Origin of the sequence: Paludibacterium yongneupense DSM 18731 (assembly GCF_000422925.1) — a bacterium.
Taxonomy (GTDB): Bacteria; Pseudomonadota; Gammaproteobacteria; order Burkholderiales; family Chromobacteriaceae; genus Paludibacterium; species Paludibacterium yongneupense.
This window is the reverse complement of sequence record NZ_AUGZ01000031.1, coordinates 27,708-52,933: the sequence shown is the minus strand read 5'-3', so window position 1 is coordinate 52,933 and position 25,226 is coordinate 27,708. Positions and strand designations below refer to the sequence as shown.

Sequence of the window (25,226 nt, the reverse complement as noted above, 5' to 3'; positions counted from 1 at the left end):
CGGCGTCCGCCGGATGTAAACGGACGGCGAGCCGGCCTCCCGGCCGACGCCTGAACACCCGAAGGAGGACGGGAGGCCGGCTCGTCGTCGGGCCACGGACAATCGCCCCCCACGAACGAGACGCCACCCCCGTCCACAGCCTCATCGCGTGCGAATGCCCGCCAATCGCCATCTCGGCGTAATCTTTATCGTGCACCCTAGGCCGTGACAAGGCAGATGCATGCTCACTGGATTCCGCCCCGCGCGGCCGTCGCCGGCATGACGAATGGCGACTCCGTGGCCGTGGCCATCGCCTGTCCCCACTGCGAATGGCTTGGAGATTCGTTCTGTACTGCGGGCAGTGAAATCATGACGACAAGGAGGGGCTGCCAGCAGGCGCGACCAGCTCTTGCCGCCATGGGGCCGAACCGCGCGAGCCCAGGTGGAAGACCGCCGCGCATGAGCGGAAGCGAAAATATAGCGAGCCAGAACAGCGTGAACTATGCTAATGTTTAGGCTTTGTCCATGAGCTGGATCAAGCTCATGCCATCAATCTGGCAAGGAGCTGTCATGCTGTATCCCGAACTGTTTGCTCAACTGGAAAAAGCACGCTGGAATCTGTCCGACGACATCCCCTGGCATGCTTTCGAGTCTGACAAGCTGTCCGACGAACAGGCGCAGACCGTCAGGATGAACGCCATCACCGAATGGGCGGCCCTGCCTGCGACCGAGATGTTTTTACGCGATAACCGCAACGACTCGGACTTTTCGGCTTTCATGTCGATCTGGTTCTATGAAGAACAGAAGCACGCGCTGGTGCTCATGGAGTACCTGCGCCGCTTCCGCCCCGATCTGGTTCCGACGGAAGCTGAACTGCACGCCGTGCGTTTCGAGTTCGACCCGGCGCCGCAGCTCGAAACCCTGATGTTGCATTTTTGCGGCGAAGTTCGCCTTACGCAATGGTACCGCTGCGCCTCGCTCTGGCATACGGAACCGGTTCTGAAGCACATCTACAAAACGCTCTCGCGCGACGAAGCGCGTCACGGCGGCGCATACCTCAAGTATATGAAGCAGGCGATCGAGCGCTGCGGAAACGAAGCCCGGGCCGCCTTCGCCAAGATCGGACTGCTGATGGCTTCATCGTCGCGCGCGGCCAAACCGCTGCACCCGACCAATCTGCACGTGAACCAATCCCTGTTTCCGAACGACACGGTGCAGTCGCGTCTTCCCGATCCGGAATGGCTCGAAGCGTGGTTGTCGAGTCAAATACATTTCGATGAACCTTGGGAAGCACGCGTGGTGGGTGGTATCCTTCGCAACTTGTCCAGCCTCTTCGAGCGGCCGATTGAGACGATTCAAGCTCTCAATCGCTACCGCAAGGAAGTGACGGCGAGTTTGAAGGATACTAATGGCTTACCCAACCCCGCAATTTGAAGAAAAAATCTGTCCGCCCCAGGCTCTGATCGAGCGGTTGGGGCGCCTCCCGCGGCCGCTGGTTTTCACCAACGGCTGTTTTGATATCCTCCATCGCGGCCATGTCAGCTATCTGGCCCAGGCCCGCGCTCTTGGCGCCGGACTGGTGGTCGCGTTGAATACCGATGCATCGGTCAAGCGCCAGGGCAAAGGCGACGACAGGCCCATCAACCCGCTCGCCAACCGTGCTGCGGTGATCGCATCGCTGGAAAGCGTATCGCTGGTCACCTGGTTCGACGAGGACACCCCGGCAGACCTGATCGAACTGATCCGCCCCGACATTCTGGCCAAGGGCGGCGACTGGTCGATCGATGCCATCGTCGGCGCGGAGCAGACGCTCGCTCGTGGCGGCCAGGTGCATTCCATCCCCTTTCTGTTCCAGACATCCACCACCGCGATGATCCGCAAGATCCGCCATGACGAGGAACGCCGTGACTGATCAGGCTTTTGCAGTCTTGCGCGAACTCGCGGACGGTCGTTTTCATTCCGGCGAGGCGATTGCGCAGGGGCTCGGCTGTTCGCGCACCTCGGTCTGGCAGGCAGTGCACCTCATCGAGAACGAACTGGGCTTGCAGGTGTTCAGCGTGCGCGGACAGGGTTACCGGCTCGCACAGCCGTTCGACTGGCTCGATGTGGCTGCCGTCCGGCGGGCACTGGCGCCTGCCGCGGCCGAGGTCTGGACCGTGGCCGTCGCCGACCGCGTCGACTCGACCAATACCCAGCTGATGGCGCGAGCCGCCAATGGCGGCTTGCATGGCCTGGTGCTGGCCGCCGAGTCGCAGAATGCCGGACGCGGGCGTCTGGGGCGGCGCTGGCAGGCGCGCCTGGGCGATTGCCTGATGTTCTCGCTGCTGTGGCGCTTCGACAAGGGAGTGGCCGAGCTGGCCGGCTTGTCGCTGGCCGTCGGTGTTGCCATCGGCCGCGCTTTGCGCCAGCTTGGCGTGCCGGTGCATCTGAAGTGGCCGAACGACGTGCTGCTCGATGGCCGCAAGCTGTCGGGAATCCTGATCGAGCTGTCGGGCGAGGCATTGGGGCCCACGGCCGTGGTCGTGGGGATAGGCGTCAATATGCGCACTCCACCCGACGTCGGTCAGCCGGTGGCTTCGCTGGCCGACGGCAGCGTGCTTTTGTCGCGCAACGATCTGCTCGCCGCCTTGCTCAATACGCTGCACGATGTGCTGCTCGAATTCAACGACCGGGGCTTTGTTGCGGTGCGCGACGAGTGGATGGGTTTATCGGCACATCAGGACGCCCCGGTGCGCCTGCTGTTTTCGCACGGCGAGCCGGTCGACGGCATCGCGCGCGGGGTGGCTTCGAACGGGGCGTTGTTGGTCGAGACGGAACAGGGCATCAAGGCCTATCATATCGGTGAAGTCAGCCTGCGGAGCCGGGCATGAAGTTACTGATCGATGCTGGCAACTCCCGGGTCAAGTGGGCGTTGCATGATGCGGATGCGTGGCGCGCCGAAGGCTGGGTCGAAAACGAGGCGATTGCCGAACTCGCGCAAGCGTGGCGCGATTTTCCGGTCAGCCGCGTGATCGCGGCGAGCGTGGCCGGTCCCGCTGTGGCGGCTGCGCTACAGGCGGTTGCGCCGTGCGAGGTAGAATGGGTTCGCAGCGAAGCATCGCGCTTCGGAGTGCGCAATCATTACCACGATCCGGCCGAACAAGGCGTGGATCGCTGGCTGGCGGTGCTGGCGGCGCATGAACGGTGTCGCGGCGACGTGATTGTCGCCTGCGCCGGCACCGCGCTGACGGTGGAGTCGCTGACCGAAGACGGCGACTATCTGGGCGGTCTGATCGCCCCGGGGTTTCGCCTGATGCTGACCTCGCTGGCCGCCGGAACCGCGCAGCTCGCGCGTCCGGCCGGAGCGGTCGTCGATTTCCCGCGCGGGACCGAAGATGCGCTGGCCAGCGGTGCGATGGCGGCTCTGGCCGGCGCTATCGAACGCGCGCGCGATGTGCTCGCGCAGCAAACCGGCCGCGCCCGGCCGATGGTATTGTTGACCGGCGGTGATGCGCGCGAGATTGCTCCTTGTCTCGCCGCGCCGCTGGAGATCGTGGATAATCTTGTCCTGCAGGGTTTGCTAAGGGTGGCTAACGCGTCATGAAGTGGTTTCTAGGCTTGGTCGTGGTGTTGAATCTGCTTGCCGCCTTGTACGGCTCATTGAAGCAGCATGTGCCTGTGGATATCCATGCCCAGGAAATCAGTCCGGCCCAGCTCAAGACGCTGCCGGCGGACTGGCAGCCCCCCGAGGCCTCCGGCGCGCGCGTGGTTCTGGCGTCGGCGCCGGTTGCCTCGGCTCCTGTCGCCGCCTCGGCGCCCGCCACGGGTGCCGATGCCGTTGCGGTGCGAAAAATAAAGGCGAGCCCGGCTCCGGCCGCTTCGGCCGCCGCAAGCGCCTCCAAAGCCGCCCCGGCCAAACCTGTCGCAAGCAAGCCTGCCGCTGCGGTCGCGCCGACAGCCAGAGCGGCTCCCGCCATCTGCTACAGCTGGGGGGGGCTGGACGACAAATTGCTGGCCCGGGTCAAGGGCGGACTGCCTGCGCTGAAGCTCGAGCCCGCCCAGATCAGCTCCAGCGCCGCAGAGTCGACGCGCGGGAGCGGACGCTTCTGGGTACACTACCCGCCGCTGGCGACGCGGGCCGAAACGCAGACCTTGTCTTCAGAGTTGAAAGGCAAAGGTTTCGACAATTACGTCGTACAGAACGATAGCGAAAGCAAGGGTGGCTTGTCCCTGGGACTGTTCGGGCGCGAAGATGGCGCCCGTGCCCTGGCGGATCGGGTGAAAGCCGCGGGCTTCGATAAAGTTCAGGTCGATGCGAAGGGGCAGAAGGCGAAGAGTACCACGCTGACCTTCTCCGCCTTGCAGGCCGGTCAGGTGACGGCGCTCCAGGCCTTGCAGAAGCGCTTGACGCCGGGCATCGCGCTCAGAAGCAGCAACTGCCAGTAAGAACGGCCGCGGCAGGGGGCGCTTTCCGGAAACGGATGCGCCCCCTGTTCCATCTGCGGATCAGCCGAGTCGGCCGGCCAGCAGCAGGGCGACCAGCAGGGCCAGCTCGCTGACCTCGATGCCTGCACCCAGGCAGTCTCCCGTCATCCCGCCAAGACGGCGTTTCAGAAAACACCACCAGGCGAGGCCTGCCAGCGGCGCCAGACACAGCACCGGCGCCAGCCATGCGGATAGCAGGGCGAGGACGAGCATGGAGACGCCGAATGCACGCCAGTCGGTGCCCCAGGCAAAACGTTCGCCGCTGCCGGGGGCCAGCGCGGGCAGGCAGGCCGACCAGAACACCGCGAACAGCCGGGCCCAGGCGGGGATCAGCACGATGCCCGGCGATAGCCGGGCCGACTGGGCGAGCAGCATCAGCAAGACGGTCTTGCCCAGCACGGCCATGATCAGCGCGAGCGTCCCGAAACTGCCAAGGTGCGGGTCTTTGATGACTTGCAGAAAACGTTCGCGGTCGCGATGCGCAGCGCCCAGCGCATCGGACAAATCGGCCAGGCCGTCGAGGTGCAGCGCGCCGGTCACCCAGACCCAGACCGAGATCCCGGCCAGTGCCGCCGCCCAGGGATCGATGCGCTGGCCGGCCAGAACCGCCGCATAAACCAGTGCTCCGACGACCAGCCCGACCGCGCCGAACCAGCGCGCGGCTTCGCGCAGCCATTCCGGGCGGAAGGTTTTGAGCTGCGGAGTGGGGAGCCGGGTGAGGAACTGGACGGCGAGGATCAATCCGCGCATGGAGCTTCCAGGTGCATCAGATAGGCCGGGTGTCCCTCCAGCATGGACAGCTGCGCGAAGCCGCCGCGCTGCACCGTCATCAGTTGAGCCGAAGAAAAGGTGATGCCGAGCAATTCCGCCAGCAAGGCGGTGATGACGCCGCCGTGGGTCACCAGCACGCGATGGCTGCCGCGCGCGCCGCTGATCCACTCGCTGAAGCCGGACAGGGTGCGGGTACGAAATTCATCGAAACTTTCCCCGCCAGGCGGGTTGAGCGACCCGTCTGCCAGTTGCGCGCGCCAGGACGGGTGCGTCTGGCCCAGTCGTTCCAGATCGCTACCATCCCAGTCGCCGAAATCCATCTCGCTGAAACGCTCGTCCACCTTGAGCAGCACGGCGCTGGTCAGTGCCTGGCGTACGGCGAACTCCCTGCAGCGCAGCAAGGGCGAGGTCGCCAGCGCCGTTACCGGCGCCAGGCCGTTGATACGCCTCCAGCTGCTTGCCATCTGGCGCGCGCCGAGTTCGGTCAGCGGCAGGTCGAGGTGACCGATCAGGCGGCCCTGATGGTCGATCTCGCCGTGCCGCAGCAGGGTCAGGGTGTAGGGGTTCATTCCGTTTTGCCGGATACGCCCGCTTCGGCGAAGGTCGCCATGCCGTCGTGCACGGCGATGGCGAGCTGCAGCAGCGGAACGCAGATCGCAGCCCCCGAGCCCTCGCCCAGGCGCAGCCCGAGATCGACCAAGGGCTGCAGTTCGAGCGCTTCGAGCGCCAGACGATGACCGGTTTCCTGCGAAACATGGCTGGCCAGCATCCAGTCGCGGCTGGCGGGAACGATCGCTGCCGCACTCAGGGCCGCCGCGCTCGAGATGAAGCCATCGATCAGCACCGGCACGCCTTGCGCCGCCGCTTCGAGGTAGTAGCCGGCCATCGCGCCGATTTCGAAACCGCCGATTTCGGCCAGCAGCGCGATGCCGTCGAGTTCGCGGTCCGCTATGCGGAGCAGGGCATCGGCGATGACCCGGGTCTTGAGCGCGAGTCCCGCGTCGTCGACACCGGTGCCGCGTCCGACAATGGTGGCCGGGGTGTGGCCGGTGAGACGGCAGATCAGCGCGGCCGACGGTGTGGTATTGCCTATGCCCATCTCGCCCGCGATCAGCAGGGTCGCGCCGTCCGCGATCGCGCGGCGGGCCGCATCACGCCCGATTGCCAGCGCGGTGGATGCCTGTTCCGTGCTCATCGCGGCTTCACGGCGCAGATTGCCGCTGCCGGCGGCGATGCGGGCATGGGTGACCGGCAGCGCCGACATGTCCGAGGCGACTCCACAGTCGATGATTTCGAGGCGGGCGTCGATCTGGCGTGCGAGCACGCAGATGGCGGCGCCGCCGGCGACGAAATTTTGCACCATCTGACCGGTTACGCTGGCCGGAAAGGCCGATACGCCTTCGACGGTCACGCCGTGGTCTGCGGCGAAAACAGTAATCGCCGGCTTGAGTGCGCCCGGACGCTCGCGTCCCTGCCAGCCGGCAAAACGGCAGGCGAGTGCTTCGAGTTGGCCGAGACTGCCGGCCGGCTTGGTCAAAACACCCTGGCGGGCCAGGGCGGCATTGGCGGCGTGCGCATCCGGCGCCGCGATCCGGGGGGGAGTATATGTCGTCATGGGGTAAGACCTTAAGCCAAACGCGGAAGGGCGGCAACATCGGCATCGGTGTGGAGGCGCGCGCCGCGAAGCGGGATAGGCCGGGCGTTGCTGCGGCCGATTCGTTATAATCAGCCATGCAGGTGCCTGCCCGCCCTTTCGGGGCGGCAGGTTAAACGGGAAGCCGGTGCGATGCCGGCGCTGCCCCCGCAACGGTAAGGTCCGGCGCCGCCAGGCGCCCGGGTTCGCATTGGCCACTGCTCGACGTGGGCGCCGGAACAGCTGTCGGTTCCGGATGCTGCGGGTGGGAAGGCGCGATATCCGCAAGGCCGAGCCCGGAGACCGGCCTGCGCATCTGCTGGAGTATCGCGGGGAGGCGATTGCAACAGACTGCGTCTCTATCGCACGTCCTGATGTAGTGAAATGCCGTCTCGCACTCCTTTACCCGGTGTCGAATCCAAGGAGTGTGTTCAAGTTGTTCATTTTTAAACCTCTGGCCGGGCTGTGCGCTCTGGCATGCGCCAGCGCGGCCGTTGCCGATTCCCTGCCGCAGTTCAAGGCCGACGATATCATTGTCACGGCCACGCGCATGGCGGAACCGATAACCAATACCCTGTCCGACGTGACCGTGGTCACGCGCGAAGAAATCGAACAAGCGGGAGCGACCTCGCTGTCGCAACTGCTGGCGCGTCAGCCCGGTGTTGAAATCGCCGCCTATGGCGGGCCGGGGCAGGGAGTCGGCATCTCCTTGCGCGGCGCGAACACCAACCATACCGTCGTGCTGCTCGATGGCGTACGCATCGTTTCCGCCACCACCAACACCACGTCCTTGCAGTATCTGCCGCTCGATCAGATCGAACGCATCGAAATCGTGCGCGGGCCGGTTTCCAGTGTCTATGGTGCGGATGCCATCGGTGGCGTGATACAGATCTTTACGCGCGAAGGACGCTCCGCTGCGCAGTGGTCCGCGAGCCTGGGCATGGGTGACCACGGAACCTTGAAGAGCGCGTTGTCGGCTGCCGGCAAGATCGATGCCACGGCCTATAGCGTCACCGTCAGCAGCGAGAACAGCGACGGTTATCCGGCGACGGCACCGAACAATGCCTACGGCTACAATTCGCAAGCCGATGCCTATAACGACCAGGCGTACTCCGTCAACGTGACGCAAACGCTGGCGCCGGGGCATGATCTGAGTCTGCGTCTGTTCCAGAGTTTTGCGCGCAACGACTATGCCGGTTCCAGCACCGAGCAAGACCAGGAAAAAGTGCGCTTGAGCGGGCAAACGCTGGAGAGCCGCAACCGGCTGAGCGAGGTCTGGAGCAGCAGCCTGCGGTTTGCGCGCACCGAGGATCTGCAGAACAATTTCAACAAGGCCGACATGACGACGTCGATTGGCCTGTACCAGACCACACAGAACGAATGGACGTGGGAGAACACCTTCAAGACCTCGTTCGGCACCGTGCTGGCCGGCGTCAGCGACACCGAGCAATATGTGGATACGTCGTCCCTGCTGACGCGCGATTCGCGCAGCGGCAAGGCCGTGTTCGCCGGCTATCAGGGCGAGATCGGGCGCAATCTGCTGCAGGCCAGTGTTCGCAACGATGCCGATTCGCAGTTCGGCAGCAAGACGACCGAACTGCTCGCCTACGGCTATCGCTTCGCCGAAGGCTGGCTTGCCCGTGGCGCATTCGGGACGGCGTACAAGGCCCCCACCTTCAACGACCTTTACGCACCGTATTCCTCGTATTACGGCTATGCCTATCAGGGAAACGCCAATCTGAAACCGGAAACCGCGTATAACGGCGAGTTGGCGGTAAGCTATAGGCGCGCCGGTTACCTGGCCAGCGTGACCGCATTTCATAATCGCATCGACAATCTGATCGCGACCACGCTGGATGCAAATGGCGTGCATTCGCCGAGCAATGTCAATCATGCCGCCGTCGATGGCGTGACGTTCGCCGCATCCGCTACCTGGGCGGGTTTCGACCTCACGGCGACGGCGACCGCGCAGAACGCACGCGACACCGACACCGGTCTGCGTCTCGCGCAGCGTGCGCGCATGACGGCGGCGTTCAGCGCGAGCCATCCGCTCGGTCGTGCGACGGTGGGGATGGAAGAGACGCTGTCCGGCGCGCGCTATGACGACGCCGCCAATACCGTGCGCCTGCCGGGCTATGCGGTGACCAACCTCTTCGTCGACTACCCGCTGAGCAAGCGCTGGAGCGCAAACGCGCGCATCAGCAATCTGTTCGCCAGCGATTACCAGACGGTGAGCGGTTATAGCAGCGGCGGCCGCGGCTGGTTCCTCGGCGTGCGTTACCAATCGGAGTAAGGCGAAATGATCCATCTGGTCACTGGCGGCGCGCGTTCGGGCAAGAGCCGCTGGGCCGAGCAGCAGCTGCTCGCGCACCGCGGTCCGGTCTGCTACGTGGCGACGGCCGAAGTCTTCGACGCCGAGTTCGCTGCGCGGGTCGACCATCACCGTGCGCGGCGTCCCGCGCAGTGGCAACAGGTGGATGCCGGGCGCGATCTGGCTGGCGCGCTGCAAGAGCACGCCCGCGCGGACGGGTTGATGTTGGTCGATTGTCTCGGGATGTGGCTGATGCGGTTTTTCGACCGCGCCGACGTTTTTGACGCGGAGGCCTTTGCCGCAGCCTGCACCGAGCTGACGACGACGCTGCCGTTGCTGGCGGGAGGGATCGTGCTGGTGACCAACGAGGTCGGTTGGGGCGTGGTGCCGGCGCAACAGGTAACGCGTCGTTTCGTCGACGAACTGGGGCGCCTCAACCAGACCCTGGCGGCCGTGAGCGACGAGGTGACCCTGGTGGCCTGCGGTTTGCCGCTCGCCTTGAAACGCGTGGAGGGCCGGCGATGAAAACGGCCTGCTCAGGCCTCGTGCTGACCTTGCTCGCCGCCATGCCGGCGTGGGCTGAAGTCGCGGCCGTCGATGGCGCGGGGCTGCGCGTGAGCCTGCCGCATCCGGCGATGCGCATCGTTACCCTGGCGCCGCATGCGACCGAGCTGGTCTATGCTGCCGGTGCCGGCGCCGCCATGGCGGCAACGGTGGATTACAGCGATTACCCGTCGGCGGCGCGCGCCTTGCCCCGCGTCGGCGGGCTGAGCGGCGTCAGCCTGGAGGCGGTGTGGCGCTTGCGTCCCGATCTGGTCGTCGCGTGGCCGGATGGCGCCGCCTCCCGCGACATCGATCGCTTGCGGCAGCACGGCGTCGCCGTTTTCATCAGCCACCCCGTGCAACTGGACGATGTGGCGCGCGAAATCCTGGCCCTGGGCCGCTTGACCGGACACGAAGCCGAAGCCGGACGGGCCGCGGCTGCATACCGCCAGCGTCTGGCCGGGCTCGAGCAGCGCTACGCGGGGCGCGCGCCGCTGCGTGTCTTTTTTCAGGTGAGTCCCGCTCCGCTGTTCACGGTGAGCGACAAGAGCTTTGTGGGAACCCTGATTCATCTCTGCGGTGGCCGCAATGTCTTCGGGGGTTTGCCCATGCCTGCGCCGCAGGTCGGGACCGAAGCCGTGCTGGAGGCGTCGCCACAGGTGATCCTGTCGGGGGACGCCGCCGCGCTGAGTATCTGGGACCGCTATCCTCGCCTTCCCGCGGTCGCGGGCAAGACGCGCTTTGTCGTTCCCGCCGACGTGACCAGTCGTCCGGGGCCGCGTCTGGTCGAGGGTGCCGCTGCCGTGTGTACCGCGCTGGACACAGCCCGGGTGCGGCTGGGTTTGACGCCCCGGTGAGCGTTGGCTATCCTCGCAGCCATGGACAAAGAATTGGAATATCTTGAAACGCGGGTTGCTGGTCTGGTCGCGCGGCTCAAGGAGATGGAGGGGCAGAGCGGCCGGCTGGCCGAGGCGCTGGGACAGGCCTTGCGCGAGAATGCCGAGCTTCGTTTCCGCCTGGAAGAAACCAAGACCCGGGTGTCGACGCTGATTGCGCGTCTGCCCGCGGCGGAGGAAGACGAGGCATGAGCGAGATAGTGCAGGTGGATATCGCCCTTCTGGGGCGGCACTTCACCATAGGAACACCGGCCGACGAGCAGGAAACGCTGCTCGAAGCGGTGCATCTTCTCGAAGAAAAGATGTCCACCATCCAGACCCAGGGCAAGGTGGTCGACGCCGACAAGATCGCCATTATGGCGGCGCTGAACATCGCCCATGACCTGCTGCGCACAAAAGTGGGAGAGGGCTTGGAGATGGCGGCATTTCAACGTAGAATACGAGGTATGAGCGAGGCGGCCGACAAGGCGCTGAGCGAAAGTCAGCAGGCCCTGTTCTGAATCAGGGGCTTGCCATCACAGGTTTATCCCCTGCGGTGTTCGTGACGGCTCAAAAATTTCTTTGAACCAATGCGTTCGTTTTGGTTGCTGGCTTTAAGCGTACGGGTGCGCGCGTCCCTCGTCGGATGTGCCCGAAGTATGTGGCAGGCGACCCCCTGGAGACAGGGTTCAAGCGAATTTTGCCCGAACGGCACTCGCGGGGGTTCCCCCCTTCCGGTCATGACTCCTGATGACAAGATCGCGCTGCGGCGCCTCATCCGTCGCGCCAGGGCGCAGCTGAGCCCGGATCAGCGCCGTCGCGCCGAACGGCGCATTGCCATACTAGCCCAGCGCTGGCTGGCTCCCGGGCGGCGCATCGGTCTCTATCTCGCTTCCGCCTCCGAACTCGATCTCTCGTTATTGCTTGCCGCCGCCGTCCGCCGCCGGGCCGAAGTGTATCTGCCGACTATCCCTGCCCGCGGACGACGCTTGTGGTTCAGCCGGCTCGAGGCCGATGCGCGCTGGTACCGCGAACCGCGCTACGGCCTGGTCGAATGCGAGGGGCCGGTCCTGCGGGCCGAGTCTCTGGACGTGTTGTTCATGCCCTTGCTCGGCGTCGACGCCGAGGGCTTTCGCCTCGGACAGGGCGGAGGCTATTACGATACCTCGCTCGCCTATTGCCGGCGCGGCCGCCGCCGGGGACCCTGGCTCGTCGGCGTCGGTTTCGATTGCCAACGTGTCGAACGGGTTCCGCGTGAAGCCTGGGACGCGCGTCTGGACTGGCTGCTGACCGAGTCGGGTCGGCAACGGTTTTCATCCCGCTGAATCGACGTCACGCCCGGTCCATGCTTTTTCCCGCGATCGCCCCCTATGCTTGTGGAATGCTGGCTCTCGACGAGCGCTGCCAGATGTATTGGGAACAATGCGGCAATCCGCAGGGCTGTGCGGTGCTCTACCTTCACGGCGGTCCCGGAGACGGCTGCCTGCCTGCGTGCCGCCAGCTGTTCGATCCCGTGCGTTACCGTACCGTGCTGTTCGATCAGCGCGGTGCCGGCCGCTCGGTACCGCGTGCCGACGTGCGCACCAATACGACCTGGCACTTGGTCGACGACATCGAGCGTCTGCGCGTGCACCTCGGCATCGAACGCTGGCTGGTGTTTGGCGGATCCTGGGGGAGCACGCTGGCGCTGGCCTACGCTCAGGCCTGGCCGCAGCGGGTGCGGGGATTGATACTGCGCGGCATTTTCCTCGGCCGCAGCGAGGATATCGATTGGTTCATGTACGGCATGGGCCGCTTCTTTCCCCGAGCCTGGTCGGAGTTTTCCGGCTTTATCCCCGCTGCCGAACGCGATGACCTGCTTGGCGCTTACCATCGGCGTCTGATCGATCCCGATCCGGCGTCGTGCCTGCCTGCCAGCCGCAGTTGGGCCCGCTACGAAAGCGAGTGCGCGCAGCTGCTTCCGGATTGCACCGGCCGTACCGCCGCTATCAGCGAATACCACGCCCTGCCGCTGGCGCGGCTCGAAGCACACTATTTTCTGCACCGCATGTTCTTGCGCGAGAATCAGCTGCTGGAGGATTGCCCGCGCCTGAGCGGAATTCCCGGCGTGATCGTGCAGGGGCGCTACGATGCGATCTGCCCGCCGCAAGGGGCGTACGCGCTCGCACATGCCTGGCCGGAAGCGCGGTTGCGGCTGATGGAGGGGGCCGGACATTCTTTGTGGGAACCCCCGCTGCTCGAGGCACTGCTCGCGGAACTCGACGGTTTCGCGCCCCGCTGAATGCCGAACCGGCAAACTTTTCCCTTTGTGCGCTTCTGCCGCAGGGCCTTGCGCGGCTATAATCATCCGATTGAATTTTCCGACGGCTACTGGCAGCCCCCGAAAGTGCAGCGATCGCCGCTCATGCGGGCGGCTGTCGTTCCGGCCCGGCGGGCGGCAGGCAGCCTGTCCGCATTTCGGCCGACAGGCGGCTAAACCAATCTCGACTTTTTGGCAGATCACCATGCAAGAAAACTACTCACCGCGCGAGGTGGAAGCCTTCGCGCAGCAGAATTGGGACAAGAATAAAGTCTTTTGCGCGCAGGAGGACGCATTGCGTCCGAAGTACTATTGCCTGTCGATGTTCCCTTACCCGTCCGGTAAATTGCACATGGGGCATGTGCGCAACTACACCATTACCGACGCCCTGGCGCGTTATATGCGCTTCAAGGGTTTCAATGTCCTGCAGCCGATGGGGTGGGATGCTTTTGGCCTGCCTGCCGAAAATGCCGCCATGAAGAACAAGGTGGCGCCGGCCGAATGGACGTATTCCAACATCGAATACATGAAGAGCCAGCTGAAGAGTCTGGGCTTCGCCATCGACTGGGATCGCGAGATCGCCACCTGCCGGCCGGACTACTACCGTTGGGAACAGTGGCTGTTCACCCGCCTGTTCAAGAAGGGCATCATCTATAAGAAGGCCGGGGTCGTTAATTGGGATCCGGTCGATCAAACCGTGCTGGCCAATGAACAGGTCATCGACGGGCGCGGCTGGCGTTCCGGCGCTGTCGTCGAAAAGCGCGAAATACCAATGTATTACTTCAAGATCACGGCTTACGCGGACGAACTTCTGGAAAGTCTCGACCATCTCGATGGCTGGCCCGAGCAGGTGCGCACCATGCAGCGCAACTGGATCGGCAAGAGCCGCGGCATGGAAGTCGGCTTCCCCTATGCCGACGGTTCCGGCGATGTGCTCAAGGTTTACACGACCCGTCCCGATACCTTGATGGGCGTAACCTATGTCGCCGTTGCGGCCGAGCATCCGCTGGCAACGGCCGCGGCTGCCGGCAATGCCGAACTCGCCGCTTTCGTCGCCGAATGCAAAAAGGGTGGCGTATCTGAGGCGGATATCGCTACGCAGGAAAAGAAGGGCATGCCGACCGGCTTCAATGTCAAGCACCCGTTCACCGGCGCCGACATTCCGGTCTGGGTCGGCAACTACGTGCTGTGGGGCTATGGCGAAGGCGCCGTGATGGCTGTGCCCGCGCACGACGAGCGCGACTTTGAATTTGCCCGCAAATACGACCTGCCCATCAAAACCGTGGTGCGCCCGGCGGATGGCGATGCCGCGGCAGAGCCGCTGGCTGCCGCCGTCATCGAGACCGGTATTCTGGTGAATTCCGGCGAATTCGACGGCCTCGATTTCCAGGGCGCTTTCGATCGCATGGCCGCCGTGCTGGAAGCCAAGGGCCTCGGCGCGCCGCGCACGCAATATCGCCTGCGCGACTGGGGCATCAGTCGTCAGCGCTACTGGGGCTGCCCGATTCCCATCGTGCACTGCCCGGATTGCGGAGACGTCCCGGTGCCGGAAGATCAATTGCCGGTCGTTCTGCCCGAAAACGTGGTTCCGGACGGTGCCGGTTCGCCGCTTGCCAGAATGCCGGAGTTCTATCGCACGACGTGTCCGAGCTGCGGCGGTGAGGCGCGGCGCGAAACCGACACCATGGATACCTTCGTCGAGTCGAGCTGGTATTACGCACGCTATACCTCGCCGCAGTTTACGGGCGGGATGGTCGACAAGAGCGCGGGCGACTATTGGCTACAGGTAGATCAATATGTCGGCGGGATCGAACATGCGATTCTGCATCTGTTGTATGCGCGTTTCTTCCACAAGCTGATGCGCGACGAGGGACTGGTGTCCAGCAGCGAGCCGTTCAAGAGCCTGCTGACTCAGGGCATGGTCGTATGCGAGACCTTCTACCGCGAGCTCGAGGGTGGGCAGAAGGACTGGATCGCGCCGGCCGATGTGCTGCTCGAACGCGATGGCCGCGGCAAGATCGTCAGCGCGCGCTCGCGCATCGACGGCGAACCGATTACCATCGGCGGCATCGAGAAGATGTCGAAATCCAAGAACAACGGGGTCGACCCGAGCGAGTTCATCGAAAAATACGGTGCGGATACCGCGCGACTGTTCATGATGTTTGCGGCGCCGCCGGATCAGTCGCTGGAGTGGTCGGATGCCGGCGTGGAAGGCGCATTCCGCTTCTTGCGCCGCCTGTGGAAGATCGTGCACGAGCATGTGACTGCCGGTCCCGCCCCGCGCTATCACAGCGGTGAGATATCGGCGGCGCAGCAGGAACTGCGTTACAAGCTGCATACGACGATACAGAAGGTCAGCGACGACTATGGCCGCCGCCAGCAATTCAATACCGCCATCGCGGCGGTGATGGAACTGTTGAACGCTTACGACAAGACGCCGCGCGACGATGCCGCCGGTCGCTCGGTAGCCCAGGAAGTGCTCGAGTCGGTGCTGGTGCTGCTGGCGCCCGTGGTGCCGCACATCACGGAAGCGCTGTGGAGCGAGCTGGTTCCCGACTCCGCCCTGACCGGACAGCTGTGGCCGGAAGTCGATCCGGCCGCACTGGTAAAAAGCGAGATCGAGATCATGGTCCAGGTCAACGGCAAGCTGCGTGGCAGCGTGACCGTGGCGGCCGACGCGGCGCGCACTGCGATCGAGGCGGCGGCGCTGGGCAACGACAATGTTCGCAAGTTTATCGACGGGCAGACTCCCAAGAAAGTGATTGTGGTTCCGGGACGCCTGGTCAATATCGTGGTTTGATCGCACTACGCCCTGCCATCGGCCGGCGAAAGCATCGCCGGCCGTTTCTTAAAAGGTAATGTACATGACCCGACATTTTGCTTGGCTTGTTTCCCTGCTGCTGGTGCTGACGTTGAGCGCGTGCGGATTTCACTTGCGCGGCATCGGCGGCGAGCTGAAGCCGCTGTCGTTCAAGACCTTGTATATCGGCGGGCGCACCACCGGCTCGTCCGATGCGCTGCGCAAGATGCTGATGGTCGATCCGCGCGTGACCCTGGTCGATTCGCCGAGCAAGGCCGATGCCGTGCTGACCTTTACCGACGAGCAGCAGTCGCGCCAGTTGTCTACCATCGACAAGTCGGGCAAGGCCAACGAGTACATGCTCAGCTATCGTATCGTGTTCAACGTGACCCTGTTCGGGCAGGAACAGATGCCGATCACCCTGAATTCGCACCGCTCGATGACCTACTCCGACTCTGACGTACTGGGCAAGGCGCAGGAAGAGGCCATGCTATGGAACGATATGCACGTCGACACCGCCCGCCTGGTGGTGTATCGCATGCAGGCGCTGAAGCCGCAGGCTTCTGCCGACGCCAGTGGCCCCCATGCCGTCGTTAAGCCCTGATGCACTGAGCACGGCGCTCGGACGCGGGCTCGCCCCGCTGTACCTGATTCATGGGGAAGAAGCCTTGCTGGCGCTCGAGGCGGCCGATGCCATCCGCCGCGTCGCAGGCGAGCAGGGCTACTCCGAGCGCGAGGTCCTCAGCGTCGAATCCGGCTTCGACTGGTCGCAGCTGACCGATGCGATGACCAGCGTGTCGCTGTTTGCCAGCCGCAAGCTGCTTGAATTGCGTATTCCGGGCGGCAAGCCCGGTACCGAAGGCGGCGAGGCGCTGCAGCGCCTGGCAGCGGCGCCGCCGGAAGACACGATCGCGCTGGTGCTGCTGCCCAAGCTCGAACGTGCCCAGCAGCAGAGCAAGTGGTTTCAGGCGCTGGAGAAAGCCGCGGTCGTGTTTCATGCCGCGCCGGTCGGGCGCGCCGAACTCCCTGCATGGATCGTCCGGCGCTGCAAGGCTCAGGGGCAGACGCTGAGCGCCGAAGCGCTCGGTTATTTCGTCGACCGGGTCGAAGGCAATTTGCTGGCGGCCCGTCAGGAGATAGACAAACTGGCTTTGCTGTTCCCGGCCGGCGAGTTGTCGCTGGCCGAGCTGCAGCAGGCTGTCGCCAATGTCGCCCGCTTTGATGTGTTTCATCTGTCCACCGGCTGGCTGGCCGGCGATGCCGCGCGCGTGTCGCGCATGCTCGAAGGGCTGGAAGCCGAAGGCGAGGCACCGGTGCTGGTGTTGTGGTCGTTCAGCGAAGATATCCGCATGTTGCTCAAACTCAGGCAGGGGCTGAAGGATGGACGCAACAGCCGCGACCTGACGCGTGAGTTGCGGTTGTGGGGCGACAAGCAGCGTCTGGCCGAACCTGCGCTGCGGCGTATCGGTCCGCGCCGCCTGATGCAGGCGCTTCGCGATTGCGCCGTTATCGATCAGCAAATCAAGGGCATTGCTGCGGGCGAACCGTGGCAGAATCTCCGCAATCTCGCCCTGCGCCTCGCCGCCGCCTGATAGCGTTCTTTTCCGTCATCCCGAAGTCCGGCGCGGCCTCAGTCGCGTCGGATGTTTCCTACATCAATCAGCGTATTTTCCCCTGCCGCTTGTCGATGCTATCGACTTGTCAGGCAGCGTGCTCCCATTTAAAATTGTTAATAATTTGTTATAAGTATAACAACAATTGATGACAATTGGCGGGAGAGTATACCATGGCAGTCGTGACAAGAACTGAGGGCAGTACCCGCAGTAAACTGGTGGTGATAGAGAACATCCACCAGATTCTGGATGTTCTGCTGGAGGTCGAGGAGCCCAGGCTCGTGCATTGGGATGGCCGCATCCTGCGCATGCACCGGCTGACGTCACGCAAGGCGCGCCAGATATTCCAGGCTCCGGATTCGTTTCCCGGGCTGCTCGGGGTATTCGACCACAGAGCTCACTACCGTGATCTGGCCGAACCGCTGGGCGAGATGCTCGGCATCCACCTCTGATGCGGCTGCGCCGCGTATTCACTCGCGGTGGTAGGGGTGTCCGTTCAGAATCGAAATCGCGCGGTAGATCTGCTCGGCCAGCAAGACCCTGACCATGCCGTGTGGCAGGGTCAGCGCCGACAGTTGCAGCAGCACGTCGGCACGGGCCTTGAGTTCGTCGCTCAGACCGTCGGCGCCGCCGATTACGAAACACAGGTCGTGGCCACCGGCCAGCCAGTCTTTCATGCTGCCGGCCAATTGCATCGATGTCCAGTTGCGGCCGCGTTCGTCCAGGACGATCAGGCGTGCGCGCGGCGGGATGGCGGCGCTCAGCCGCGCATGTTCGGCGGCGATGCCCTTTTCGGTCGTGACGCCACCGCCGCGTTTTTCCGGCTTGATTTCGCGGATCTCCAGGCTGACATCACGGCCAAAGCGTTTGGCGTAGTCTTTGTACGCGATGTCGACCCAGTCCGGCATTTTGGTGCCGACGGCGAGGATGGTGATTTTCATGGCTGGAGGCTATGCGCCCGGCCAGCGCGGCCGGGGGGGGGTTACTCGGCTTTCCAGGGTTTGGCGCCGGTCGGAACGAAGGACGGTTTTTCGCCGCCCCACAGCTCTTCCAGGTCGTAATAGTCGCGTACCGCCGGCAGCATGACGTGCACGATGACTTCACCGGCATCGACCAGAACCCATTCTCCGAATTCATGGCCTTCGCTGCCGATGATATCGACGCCTGCCTCTTTCAGCTTGACGCTGACGCTGTTGGCCAGCGCTTTGACCTGGCGGTTGGAGTCGCCGGTACAGACGATCATGTACTGAAACAGATCGGTGAGTTCGCTGGTTTCCAGCTCGATGATGTCCTTGCCTTTGACGTCCTCGAGGGCTTCCACTGCCAATTTGGCTATTTCTTTAATTTCCATGTGTCCTTCCACATTGAGCGGTTACGCTGCTCGCCGCGCGCGAAGGCAGCGTGATAGTTAATCGCCGGCGACGCTGCCGCCGGGCTGACGATACAAACCGTGTTCCTCAATATAGGAGAGCACGGGCTTTGCTACCTGATCGGATATGTCCTGCTTGCGCGCGAGCCGTTCGCGTATTGCCGTGGCGGACAATTCCACCGGCGGCAATGTCAGGGGGCGGATTGTACCTGACGCGCAGTGATTTGGAAAATCAGGGACTTGCCGCGCCAGCCACTCGCTGCGAATCGCAGGCGGCAGTCCGGCGCAGTTGAAGCCGGGCCGCAGCGCTACTGCCAGATTGGCCAGGTCGAACAACTGCCGCCAGTTATGCCAGCGATCCAGCTGCGCCAGCGCGTCAGCGCCGATCAAAAACCACAGCGGACGTTCGGCCCCGAGCTCGGAGCGGACCTCCGCGAGCGTGTCGTAGGTGTAGGAGGGGCGGTCGCGCACCGCCTCGCGCGCATCCACGACCATGCCGGGCTCGCCGGCGATGGCCAGCTCGACCATCGTCAGCCGGTCTTGCACCGCCGCGTGCTCGGGCTGTTGCCGGTGATAGGGGCGGCCAGCCGGAACCAGCCGCAGCTCAGCCAGACCGATCTCGTCGCGGAAGGCGCGAGCCATCCGGATGTGGGCGAGGTGAATGGGGTCGAAAGTCCCGCCGAAGATGCCGACCCCGTCAGGCATCGCCCGTTGCCTGCGGACTGTATCCATCCACGACCAGCTTCAGCTGGCCGGTATGCGGATTGATGATCAGCCCATGGACCGGCACGTCCGGCGGCATCAGCGGATGTTGCCGGATAATGCCGACCGTGTAGTTGACGCTGTCGGCCACATTGTCGAAGCCTCTCAGCCAGTGGTCGAGGTCGATGCCGGCCGCGCGCAGGGTATCCATGGTCTTGCCGTTGATGCCGCGATCCTGGGCCGCTTGCAGGATCGCGCCGGGGTCGATCGAGTTCATGCCGCAGTCCTCGTGCGCGACCACGCAGATCTCTTCGGCGCGCAAGGCATAGACCGCCACGATCAGACTGCGCATCACCGAACCCCAGGGGTGGGTGACGAGCGCGCCCGCATTCTTGATCAGTTTGGCGTCCCCATTCTTCAGGCCCATGGCTTTGGGCAGCAATTCGACCAGCCGTGCATCCATGCAGGCGAGCACCGCCAGGTTCTTGTCCGGGAATTTGTCGGTAGCGAAGGGTTCGTATTCGCGTCGCGCGACGAAATCACGATTATGGTCGAGTACGTTAGCCAGAAGGCTCTTCAATCCGCTTCTCCTTGCTTGCCAGTGATACGGGATGTGCGCGGCGGTATGGGCCGCGCACCTTCATGCCGCTGCGCTCGTGGCGCGGCGAGCCATCGTAGATGATGCCGCGTTTTGCGCTGCGGGTCGATATTTGCCTTGCGGCCCGGCGCGATCCCGCGGCTGCTGTTCGTGTAAGTAAATTCTGATTTATAACCAATACTTTTCTTTTATTCAATAAATTGTTACAGTTTGAGGGTGTCGGCTTATCAATCACGCGCCATTCGTGGTCAGACGGCGGCATTGAGCGGCCATCCATTACAAATCAGAGGAAAGTTCGCCGGGTGGCTAGCGCTGCTTCGGTCTAGGGGGTGTCATGAATCTGTCCGTGATGAACGAAAACGCAACGCGTGCGACCACCTTGCTCAAGAGCCTGGCCAACGAAGACCGGCTACTGCTGCTTTGCCGCCTGATCAATGGAGAGCAGACAGTCTCCGAACTGGAGCGCCTGACCGGAATCCGCCAACCGACGCTGTCGCAGCAACTGGGCGTATTGCGGCATGAGCAGCTGGTTGCGACGCGGCGCGATGGCAAGTGGATCTACTATCGCATTGCGAGCCAGCAGGCACAGGCTCTGCTCAAGACGCTGCATGGCCTGTATTGTCCCGCCGGGCCCGGCGAGGAAATGCGCGACGCCATGTCGCGGCGATGAACCCGCTCCCGTGCCGGTACGGCGGCGGGGCTGTTGCTGGCCCTCCAGAAGGCATACCATGTGATGCCGCCGTCGCTGACGGCGGCATCGGCGGTTGATCGGGGCGGCACCCGCGGCTGACGCCCGTCCGACCGGATTCCCGGAGCCCGGGCCTCCTTCTTTATTTGATCATGAACCGCACTCTTCTCGCTGTTTTGTTGTGTTCGCATCTGCTGGCCACGGTCCCCTGCCTGGCGGTCGACCTGCCCGATCTGGGAGAAGTGTCGGACGCGTCGATGTCGCTTGCGGATGAAGCGCGCATCGGAAGCACGGCCATGCGCGAGCTTGCGGAGGAAAACGCGCTGATCGACGATGTCGAGATCGTCTCCTACCTGAACTGGCTCGGCGGGCGGCTGGCCTCCGGCGCGCAGATTCCCGGCCTGCATTTCACCTTTTTCGCCGTCAACGATTTTTCGATCAACGCCTTTGCCATGCCAGGCGGCTATGTCGGCGTGTACGCCGGCCTGCTGCTGACTGCGCAAAGCGAGGGCGAGCTGGCATCGGTGATCGGACATGAAATGGCCCACGTCACCCAGCGTCACATGGCCCGCATGAAAGCATCCAGCAGCGGCAGCCAGCTGATGGTGCTGGCCGCCATTCTGGGCGCGGCGCTGGCGGCGCGTTCGGGGAATGGCGACCTGGCTTTCGGCAGCCTCAACGCCGGCTTCGGCGCCTCGCTGGCCAACCAGCTGTCCTTTTCCCGCGATTTCGAACGCGAAGCTGACCGCGTCGGCATGCAATACCTGGCCAGCGCCGGCTTCGATGTGCGTTCGATGCCTGTTTTTTTCCAGCGCTTGCAGCAGGCCGATCATTTCTCGGACAGCAATGCCTACGCGTTTCTGCGCACCCACCCGGTGACCAGCGAGCGTATCAGCGAGGCACAGAATCGGGCAGAGGCGTACCCGAGCATCATGCGGACCGATAGCACCGAGTTCTTGCTGGTCAGGGAAAAACTGCGGCTGATGCACCTCGATCAGCCAAGCGCACAGAGTTATTACCGGACATCGATCGCCAGCGGGCGCTACCTGAATGAAGGTGCGCAGTGGTATGGCTGGGCGCGTGCGCGGCTGATGGGCCACGACGTGGCCGGTGCGCGCCAGGCGCTGGCGCAGGCGCGCGCCAAGCTGCCGGACGATCCGATGCTGGAGACGCTGGCCGCCGATATCGCACGCGAAGGCAGAAACTGGGCGGCGGCAGAGGCGATCTACCGCACTGCCTTGCAGCGCTTCCCCCTGAACAGGGCGCTCGCCGTGGACGAGATCTCGAACCTGATCGACTCGGGCGCGCGCGATGCGGCGCTGGCCAGGATTCGCGTGCGTCTGGAGACGAATCCGGCCGATGCCGTCCTGTATCGGCTGCAGGCCAGGATCTATGCTGACAGGGATGCCCTGCGTTTTCATGCCGCGCTGGGCAATGCGCTCTATTTCGAAGGGCGCTATGAACAGGCACTGGAACAGTACCAACTGGCGAGCAAGGCACCCGGAGACGACTTCTACCTGCGCTCGTCGATCGAGGCGCGCAGTCGCGAGCTCGAGAAAAAGGTGAAGGAGGAAAAAGCGGCGGCAAAGTCCTGAAGCGGGTCGCAGCGTCTATCGCATAAATACAACATGGTGCGTCGCATCAATCAGGTCGGAACCGCTTTTTTTGAAGGTAAGGGGCCATGACCTATTCTTTTCGAATTCGAGGGGACATAAACTGCCTCAACCAGAGACTAAGTTCGTAAATGAACATTACATCGCAGAAAATGTTCGTTTACAATCTAAGTCTAAGTGATCGGGTTCATATCCGATCCGAACGAATAGATAACTATCGGGATCGATCCAGTCCGGACCGGTTGACCGTAGAAACGAGGATAAGAGATGGCTGCAACCTTCAATGATGATGTCGATCCGCTCGAAACCAACGAGTGGCTGCAAGCACTGGAGTCGGTGCTGGAAACCGAAGGCGCCGAACGCGCCCACTACCTGCTCGAGAAGATGGTCGAGCGCACGCGCCGTCGCGGCGCGCACCTGCCTTTCGATGCCACCACGGCCTACCAGAATACGATCCCCGTCGCACGCGAAGTCAAATCCTCCGGCGACCAGGAGATGGAGCAACGCATCCTCGCCTATACCCGCTGGAACGCGATGGCCATGGTGCTGCGCGCGGGCAAGAAAGATCTCGAACTGGGCGGCCACATCGCCAGCTTCCAGTCTTCCGCGACGCTGTACGATGTCGGCCTGAACCATTTCTGGCGTGCCGCCAACGAAGAGCAAGAAGGCGATCTGATCTACTTCCAGGGGCATATCTCCCCGGGGATCTATGCGCGCGCCTTCCTCGAAGGACGCCTGTCGCAGGAGCAGCTCGACAGCTTCCGTCAGGAAGTCGACGGCGGCGGCTTGTCCTCTTACCCGCACCCGTGGCTGATGCCCGATTTCTGGCAGTTCCCGACCGTGTCGATGGGGTTGGGCCCCTTGATGGCGATCTATCAGGCCCGTTTCCTCAAATACCTGGAAAGCCGCGGTCTGGCCCGCACCCCTGGCCGCAAGGTCTGGTGTTTCTGCGGCGACGGCGAAATGGACGAACCGGAGTCGTTGGGTGCGATCAGCCTGGCCGCACGCGAAGGCCTGGATAACCTGATTTTCGTCATCAACTGCAACTTGCAGCGCCTGGACGGTCCGGTGCGCGGCAACGGCAAGATCATCCAGGAGCTGGAAGGCGACTTCCGCGGCTCCGGCTGGAATGTGCTCAAAGTGATCTGGGGCAGCCGCTGGGATTCGCTGCTGGCGATGGATACCAAGGGCCTGCTGAAGAAGCGCATGGACGAATGCGTGGACGGCGACTATCAGACCTTCAAGTCCAAGGACGGCGCCTATGTGCGCGAGCACTTCTTCGGCACGTCGCCGGAACTGCGCGCGATGGTCGCCAATATGTCGGACGACGAAATCTGGGCGCTGAACCGCGGCGGCCACGACGCGCACAAGGTGTATGCCGCCTACCATCAGGCCACGCATACCACCGGCCGTCCGACCGTGATCCTGGCCAAGACCATCAAGGGCTATGGCATGGGCACCTCGGGCGAAGCGCAGAACATTGCCCACCAGGCCAAGAAAATGGATCTGGAGTCGATCCGTCGCTTCCGCGACCGGTTCGGCATTCCGGTCACCGATGCCCAGCTGGATGAAGGGGTGCCCTACTGCAAGCCGGCCGACGACAGTCCGGAGATGCAATACCTGCACGCGCGCCGCCGCGAGCTCGGCGGCTACCTGCCTGCGCGCAAGCCGGTGACCGCCCCGCTGCCGATCCCGGGTCTGCACACCTTCGATGCACAGCTGAAAGATTCGGGCGAGCGCGAGTTCTCGACCACGATGGCCTTCGTCCGCATGCTGGGCACCCTGCTCAAGGACAAGGGGCTGAGCAAGCAGATCGTCCCCATCGTACCGGACGAATCGCGGACCTTCGGTATGGAGGGTATGTTCCGCCAGTACGGCATCTGGTCGTCCATGGGGCAGAACTATGTGCCGCAGGACCACGATCAGCTGATGTTCTACAAAGAATCGCGCGATGGCCAGATGCTGCAGGAAGGCATCAACGAACCGGGCGGCATGTCGTCGTGGATCGCGGCTGCGACCAGCTATGCGAACAACGGCATCCCGATGATTCCGTTCTTCATCTACTACTCGATGTTCGGTTTCCAGCGTATCGGCGATCTGGCATGGGCGGCAGGCGACATGCGCGCCCGCGGCTTCCTGCTGGGCGGCACCGCCGGCCGCACGACGCTCAATGGCGAAGGGTTGCAGCATGAGGACGGCCACAGCCACATCCAGGCCGGCCTGATCCCCAATTGCGTGAGCTACGATCCGACCTTCGCCTATGAACTGGCGGTCATCCTGCAAGACGGTCTGCGCCGCATGTATGTCGAACAGGAAGACGTGTTCTATTACATCACGCTGATGAACGAAAACTACCCGCACCCGGCGATGCCGGTGGGCGTGGAAGACGACATCATCAAGGGCATGTACCTGCTGCGCGACGGCGGCGAATCCGAGGTCAAGGTGCAACTGATGGGCTCCGGCACCATCCTGCGCGAAGTGATCGCGGCGGCCGACCTGCTGCGCAACGACTTCGGCGTTGCGGCGGATGTCTGGAGCGCGACCTCGTTCAACGAGCTGCGCCGCGACGGCATGGCTGCCGCGCGCTGGAACATGCTGCATCCGGAAGGCGAGCAGCGCCAGGCGTTCGTGACCGGCAAGCTGGCCGCCCGCAAGGGTCCGGTCATTGCCGCGACCGACTACATTCGCGCTTACGCCGACCAGATCCGCGAATATGTTCCGGCCCGCTTCACGGTATTGGGTACCGACGGTTTCGGTCGTTCCGATTCGCGTCAGCAACTGCGTCATTTCTTCGAAGTCGATCGTTACAACGTCGCGGTGGCTGCGCTTTCTGCTCTCGCCCAGGACGGCAAGATCGCCGCTTCCCGTGTGGCGGAAGCGATCGCGCGTTACGGCATCAACCCGGAAAAGCTGCCTTCCTGGAAGGTCTGACCCGGATATCGACGACTTTGAAGAACGCCGGACGGGC

The 25,226-nt window shown here is 63.6% G+C and carries 27 protein-coding genes, 1 other RNA gene and 1 riboswitch; of the genes, 20 read left to right on the top strand and 8 right to left on the bottom strand.

The window, feature by feature from the left end; translation table 11 throughout:
• The first annotated feature begins 549 nt into the window (after positions 1–549).
• Genes G520_RS0111615 through G520_RS0111595 form a run of 5 tightly spaced genes read left to right on the top strand, consistent with a single transcriptional unit; the run spans position 550 to position 4,404 of the window.
• On the top strand, positions 550–1,413 hold the full coding sequence (locus tag G520_RS0111615; RefSeq protein WP_028535816.1) for a ferritin family protein: 864 nt from the start codon (positions 550–552) through the stop codon (positions 1,411–1,413).
• On the top strand, positions 1,388–1,891 hold the full coding sequence (gene rfaE2 / locus G520_RS0111610; RefSeq protein ID WP_028535815.1) for a D-glycero-beta-D-manno-heptose 1-phosphate adenylyltransferase: 504 nt from the start codon (positions 1,388–1,390) through the stop codon (positions 1,889–1,891). The genes G520_RS0111615 and rfaE2 overlap by 26 nt, the downstream gene beginning before the upstream one ends.
• Positions 1,884–2,849 (top strand): biotin--[acetyl-CoA-carboxylase] ligase, encoded by a 966-nt coding sequence (locus G520_RS0111605; protein WP_028535814.1) that lies wholly within the window; start codon positions 1,884–1,886, stop codon positions 2,847–2,849. Before rfaE2 ends, G520_RS0111605 begins: the two co-directional genes overlap by 8 nt.
• Positions 2,846–3,562: a type III pantothenate kinase gene (locus tag G520_RS0111600; RefSeq protein ID WP_028535813.1), complete on the top strand. Its 717-nt coding sequence runs from the start codon at positions 2,846–2,848 to the stop codon at positions 3,560–3,562. The genes G520_RS0111605 and G520_RS0111600 overlap by 4 nt, the downstream gene beginning before the upstream one ends.
• Positions 3,559–4,404, top strand: coding sequence for an SPOR domain-containing protein (locus tag G520_RS0111595; RefSeq protein ID WP_028535812.1), 846 nt, complete (start codon positions 3,559–3,561; stop codon positions 4,402–4,404). Before G520_RS0111600 ends, G520_RS0111595 begins: the two co-directional genes overlap by 4 nt.
• A gap of 60 nt (positions 4,405–4,464) precedes the next feature.
• Here the strand turns inward: G520_RS0111595 and G520_RS0111590 are convergent, their stop codons facing one another.
• The 3 genes from G520_RS0111590 to cobT are packed head-to-tail and all read right to left on the bottom strand — an operon-like array spanning position 4,465 to position 6,829.
• Complete coding sequence (locus G520_RS0111590; protein WP_028535811.1) at positions 4,465–5,193, bottom strand: adenosylcobinamide-GDP ribazoletransferase; 729 nt, start codon at positions 5,191–5,193, stop codon at positions 4,465–4,467.
• Positions 5,181–5,783 carry a histidine phosphatase family protein gene (locus G520_RS0111585; protein WP_028535810.1) on the bottom strand — a complete coding sequence of 201 codons (603 nt, stop codon included), beginning with the start codon at positions 5,781–5,783 and terminating at the stop codon, positions 5,181–5,183. Before G520_RS0111585 ends, G520_RS0111590 begins: the two co-directional genes overlap by 13 nt.
• Positions 5,780–6,829 (bottom strand): nicotinate-nucleotide--dimethylbenzimidazole phosphoribosyltransferase, encoded by a 1,050-nt coding sequence (gene cobT / locus G520_RS0111580; protein WP_028535809.1) that lies wholly within the window; start codon positions 6,827–6,829, stop codon positions 5,780–5,782. Before cobT ends, G520_RS0111585 begins: the two co-directional genes overlap by 4 nt.
• A 103-nt stretch (positions 6,830–6,932) precedes the next feature.
• A riboswitch (cobalamin riboswitch) is annotated at positions 6,933–7,173 on the top strand.
• 110 nt (positions 7,174–7,283) lie between these two features.
• On the opposite strand from cobT, the gene G520_RS0111575 reads away from it, so the two are divergent.
• The 12 genes from G520_RS0111575 (at position 7,284) to G520_RS0111525 (ending at position 17,740) form a co-directional block, all read left to right on the top strand.
• Positions 7,284–9,140, top strand: a complete 1,857-nt coding sequence (locus tag G520_RS0111575) for a TonB-dependent receptor domain-containing protein (RefSeq protein WP_156876928.1) — start codon at positions 7,284–7,286, stop codon at positions 9,138–9,140.
• Between the two features lie 6 nt (positions 9,141–9,146).
• Positions 9,147–9,683 (top strand): bifunctional adenosylcobinamide kinase/adenosylcobinamide-phosphate guanylyltransferase, encoded by a 537-nt coding sequence (gene cobU, locus G520_RS24935; RefSeq protein ID WP_028535807.1) that lies wholly within the window; start codon positions 9,147–9,149, stop codon positions 9,681–9,683.
• The gene (locus G520_RS0111565) at positions 9,680–10,558 is read left to right on the top strand and encodes a cobalamin-binding protein (RefSeq protein WP_028535806.1); all 879 of its coding nucleotides are present in this window, start codon (positions 9,680–9,682) and stop codon (positions 10,556–10,558) included. Before cobU ends, G520_RS0111565 begins: the two co-directional genes overlap by 4 nt.
• Positions 10,559–10,591: 33 nt before the next feature.
• Positions 10,592–10,789 carry a hypothetical protein gene (locus G520_RS0111560; RefSeq protein WP_246542710.1) on the top strand — a complete coding sequence of 66 codons (198 nt, stop codon included), beginning with the start codon at positions 10,592–10,594 and terminating at the stop codon, positions 10,787–10,789.
• Entirely contained in the window at positions 10,786–11,097 is a 312-nt protein-coding gene (locus G520_RS0111555; RefSeq protein ID WP_028535804.1) for a cell division protein ZapA, read from the top strand. Before G520_RS0111560 ends, G520_RS0111555 begins: the two co-directional genes overlap by 4 nt.
• Positions 11,098–11,121: 24 nt before the next feature.
• A non-coding RNA gene (ssrS, locus tag G520_RS24450) (6S RNA) lies at positions 11,122–11,304 on the top strand.
• 12 nt (positions 11,305–11,316) lie between these two features.
• The gene (locus tag G520_RS0111550; protein WP_028535803.1) at positions 11,317–11,901 is read left to right on the top strand and encodes a 5-formyltetrahydrofolate cyclo-ligase; all 585 of its coding nucleotides are present in this window, start codon (positions 11,317–11,319) and stop codon (positions 11,899–11,901) included.
• 20 nt (positions 11,902–11,921) lie between these two features.
• A complete protein-coding gene (gene pip / locus G520_RS0111545; protein WP_028535802.1) occupies positions 11,922–12,857 on the top strand; it encodes a prolyl aminopeptidase in 936 nt (311 codons plus the stop codon).
• A 223-nt stretch (positions 12,858–13,080) separates the two neighbouring features.
• Positions 13,081–15,675 (top strand): leucine--tRNA ligase, encoded by a 2,595-nt coding sequence (gene leuS, locus G520_RS0111540; protein ID WP_036666132.1) that lies wholly within the window; start codon positions 13,081–13,083, stop codon positions 15,673–15,675.
• 64 nt (positions 15,676–15,739) lie between these two features.
• Positions 15,740–16,279 carry an LPS-assembly lipoprotein LptE gene (locus G520_RS0111535; protein ID WP_028535800.1) on the top strand — a complete coding sequence of 180 codons (540 nt, stop codon included), beginning with the start codon at positions 15,740–15,742 and terminating at the stop codon, positions 16,277–16,279.
• Entirely contained in the window at positions 16,260–17,267 is a 1,008-nt protein-coding gene (gene holA / locus G520_RS0111530) for a DNA polymerase III subunit delta (RefSeq protein WP_028535799.1), read from the top strand. Before G520_RS0111535 ends, holA begins: the two co-directional genes overlap by 20 nt.
• A 194-nt stretch (positions 17,268–17,461) precedes the next feature.
• A complete protein-coding gene (locus G520_RS0111525; RefSeq protein ID WP_051229343.1) occupies positions 17,462–17,740 on the top strand; it encodes a hypothetical protein in 279 nt (92 codons plus the stop codon).
• An 18-nt stretch (positions 17,741–17,758) separates the two neighbouring features.
• On the opposite strand, the gene rlmH is transcribed toward G520_RS0111525, so the two are convergent.
• From rlmH to G520_RS24930, 5 genes are read right to left on the bottom strand one after another with little or no spacing between them, the layout of a single operon-like run.
• Complete coding sequence (rlmH, locus tag G520_RS0111520) at positions 17,759–18,229, bottom strand: 23S rRNA (pseudouridine(1915)-N(3))-methyltransferase RlmH (RefSeq protein ID WP_028535797.1); 471 nt, start codon at positions 18,227–18,229, stop codon at positions 17,759–17,761.
• Positions 18,230–18,270: 41 nt separating this feature from the next.
• The gene (rsfS, locus tag G520_RS0111515) at positions 18,271–18,639 is read right to left on the bottom strand and encodes a ribosome silencing factor (RefSeq protein WP_028535796.1); all 369 of its coding nucleotides are present in this window, start codon (positions 18,637–18,639) and stop codon (positions 18,271–18,273) included.
• A gap of 57 nt (positions 18,640–18,696) precedes the next feature.
• Positions 18,697–19,362, bottom strand: a complete 666-nt coding sequence (nadD, locus tag G520_RS0111510) for a nicotinate-nucleotide adenylyltransferase (protein ID WP_028535795.1) — start codon at positions 19,360–19,362, stop codon at positions 18,697–18,699.
• Positions 19,355–19,939 carry a beta-class carbonic anhydrase gene (locus G520_RS0111505; RefSeq protein WP_028535794.1) on the bottom strand — a complete coding sequence of 195 codons (585 nt, stop codon included), beginning with the start codon at positions 19,937–19,939 and terminating at the stop codon, positions 19,355–19,357. The genes nadD and G520_RS0111505 overlap by 8 nt, the downstream gene beginning before the upstream one ends.
• Positions 19,920–20,219, bottom strand: a complete 300-nt coding sequence (locus G520_RS24930) for a hypothetical protein (protein ID WP_156876927.1) — start codon at positions 20,217–20,219, stop codon at positions 19,920–19,922. The genes G520_RS0111505 and G520_RS24930 overlap by 20 nt, the downstream gene beginning before the upstream one ends.
• Before the next feature lie 72 nt (positions 20,220–20,291).
• Here G520_RS24930 and G520_RS0111500 point away from each other — a divergent pair, with 72 nt between their 5' ends.
• The 3 genes from G520_RS0111500 (at position 20,292) to aceE (ending at position 25,189) form a co-directional block, all read left to right on the top strand.
• Positions 20,292–20,627 carry an ArsR/SmtB family transcription factor gene (locus G520_RS0111500; RefSeq protein ID WP_028535793.1) on the top strand — a complete coding sequence of 112 codons (336 nt, stop codon included), beginning with the start codon at positions 20,292–20,294 and terminating at the stop codon, positions 20,625–20,627.
• A gap of 170 nt (positions 20,628–20,797) precedes the next feature.
• Positions 20,798–22,240: a M48 family metalloprotease gene (locus G520_RS0111495; RefSeq protein WP_028535792.1), complete on the top strand. Its 1,443-nt coding sequence runs from the start codon at positions 20,798–20,800 to the stop codon at positions 22,238–22,240.
• Positions 22,241–22,525: 285 nt separating this feature from the next.
• On the top strand, positions 22,526–25,189 hold the full coding sequence (aceE, locus tag G520_RS0111490) for a pyruvate dehydrogenase (acetyl-transferring), homodimeric type (RefSeq protein ID WP_028535791.1): 2,664 nt from the start codon (positions 22,526–22,528) through the stop codon (positions 25,187–25,189).
• Positions 25,190–25,226 lie beyond the last annotated feature (37 nt).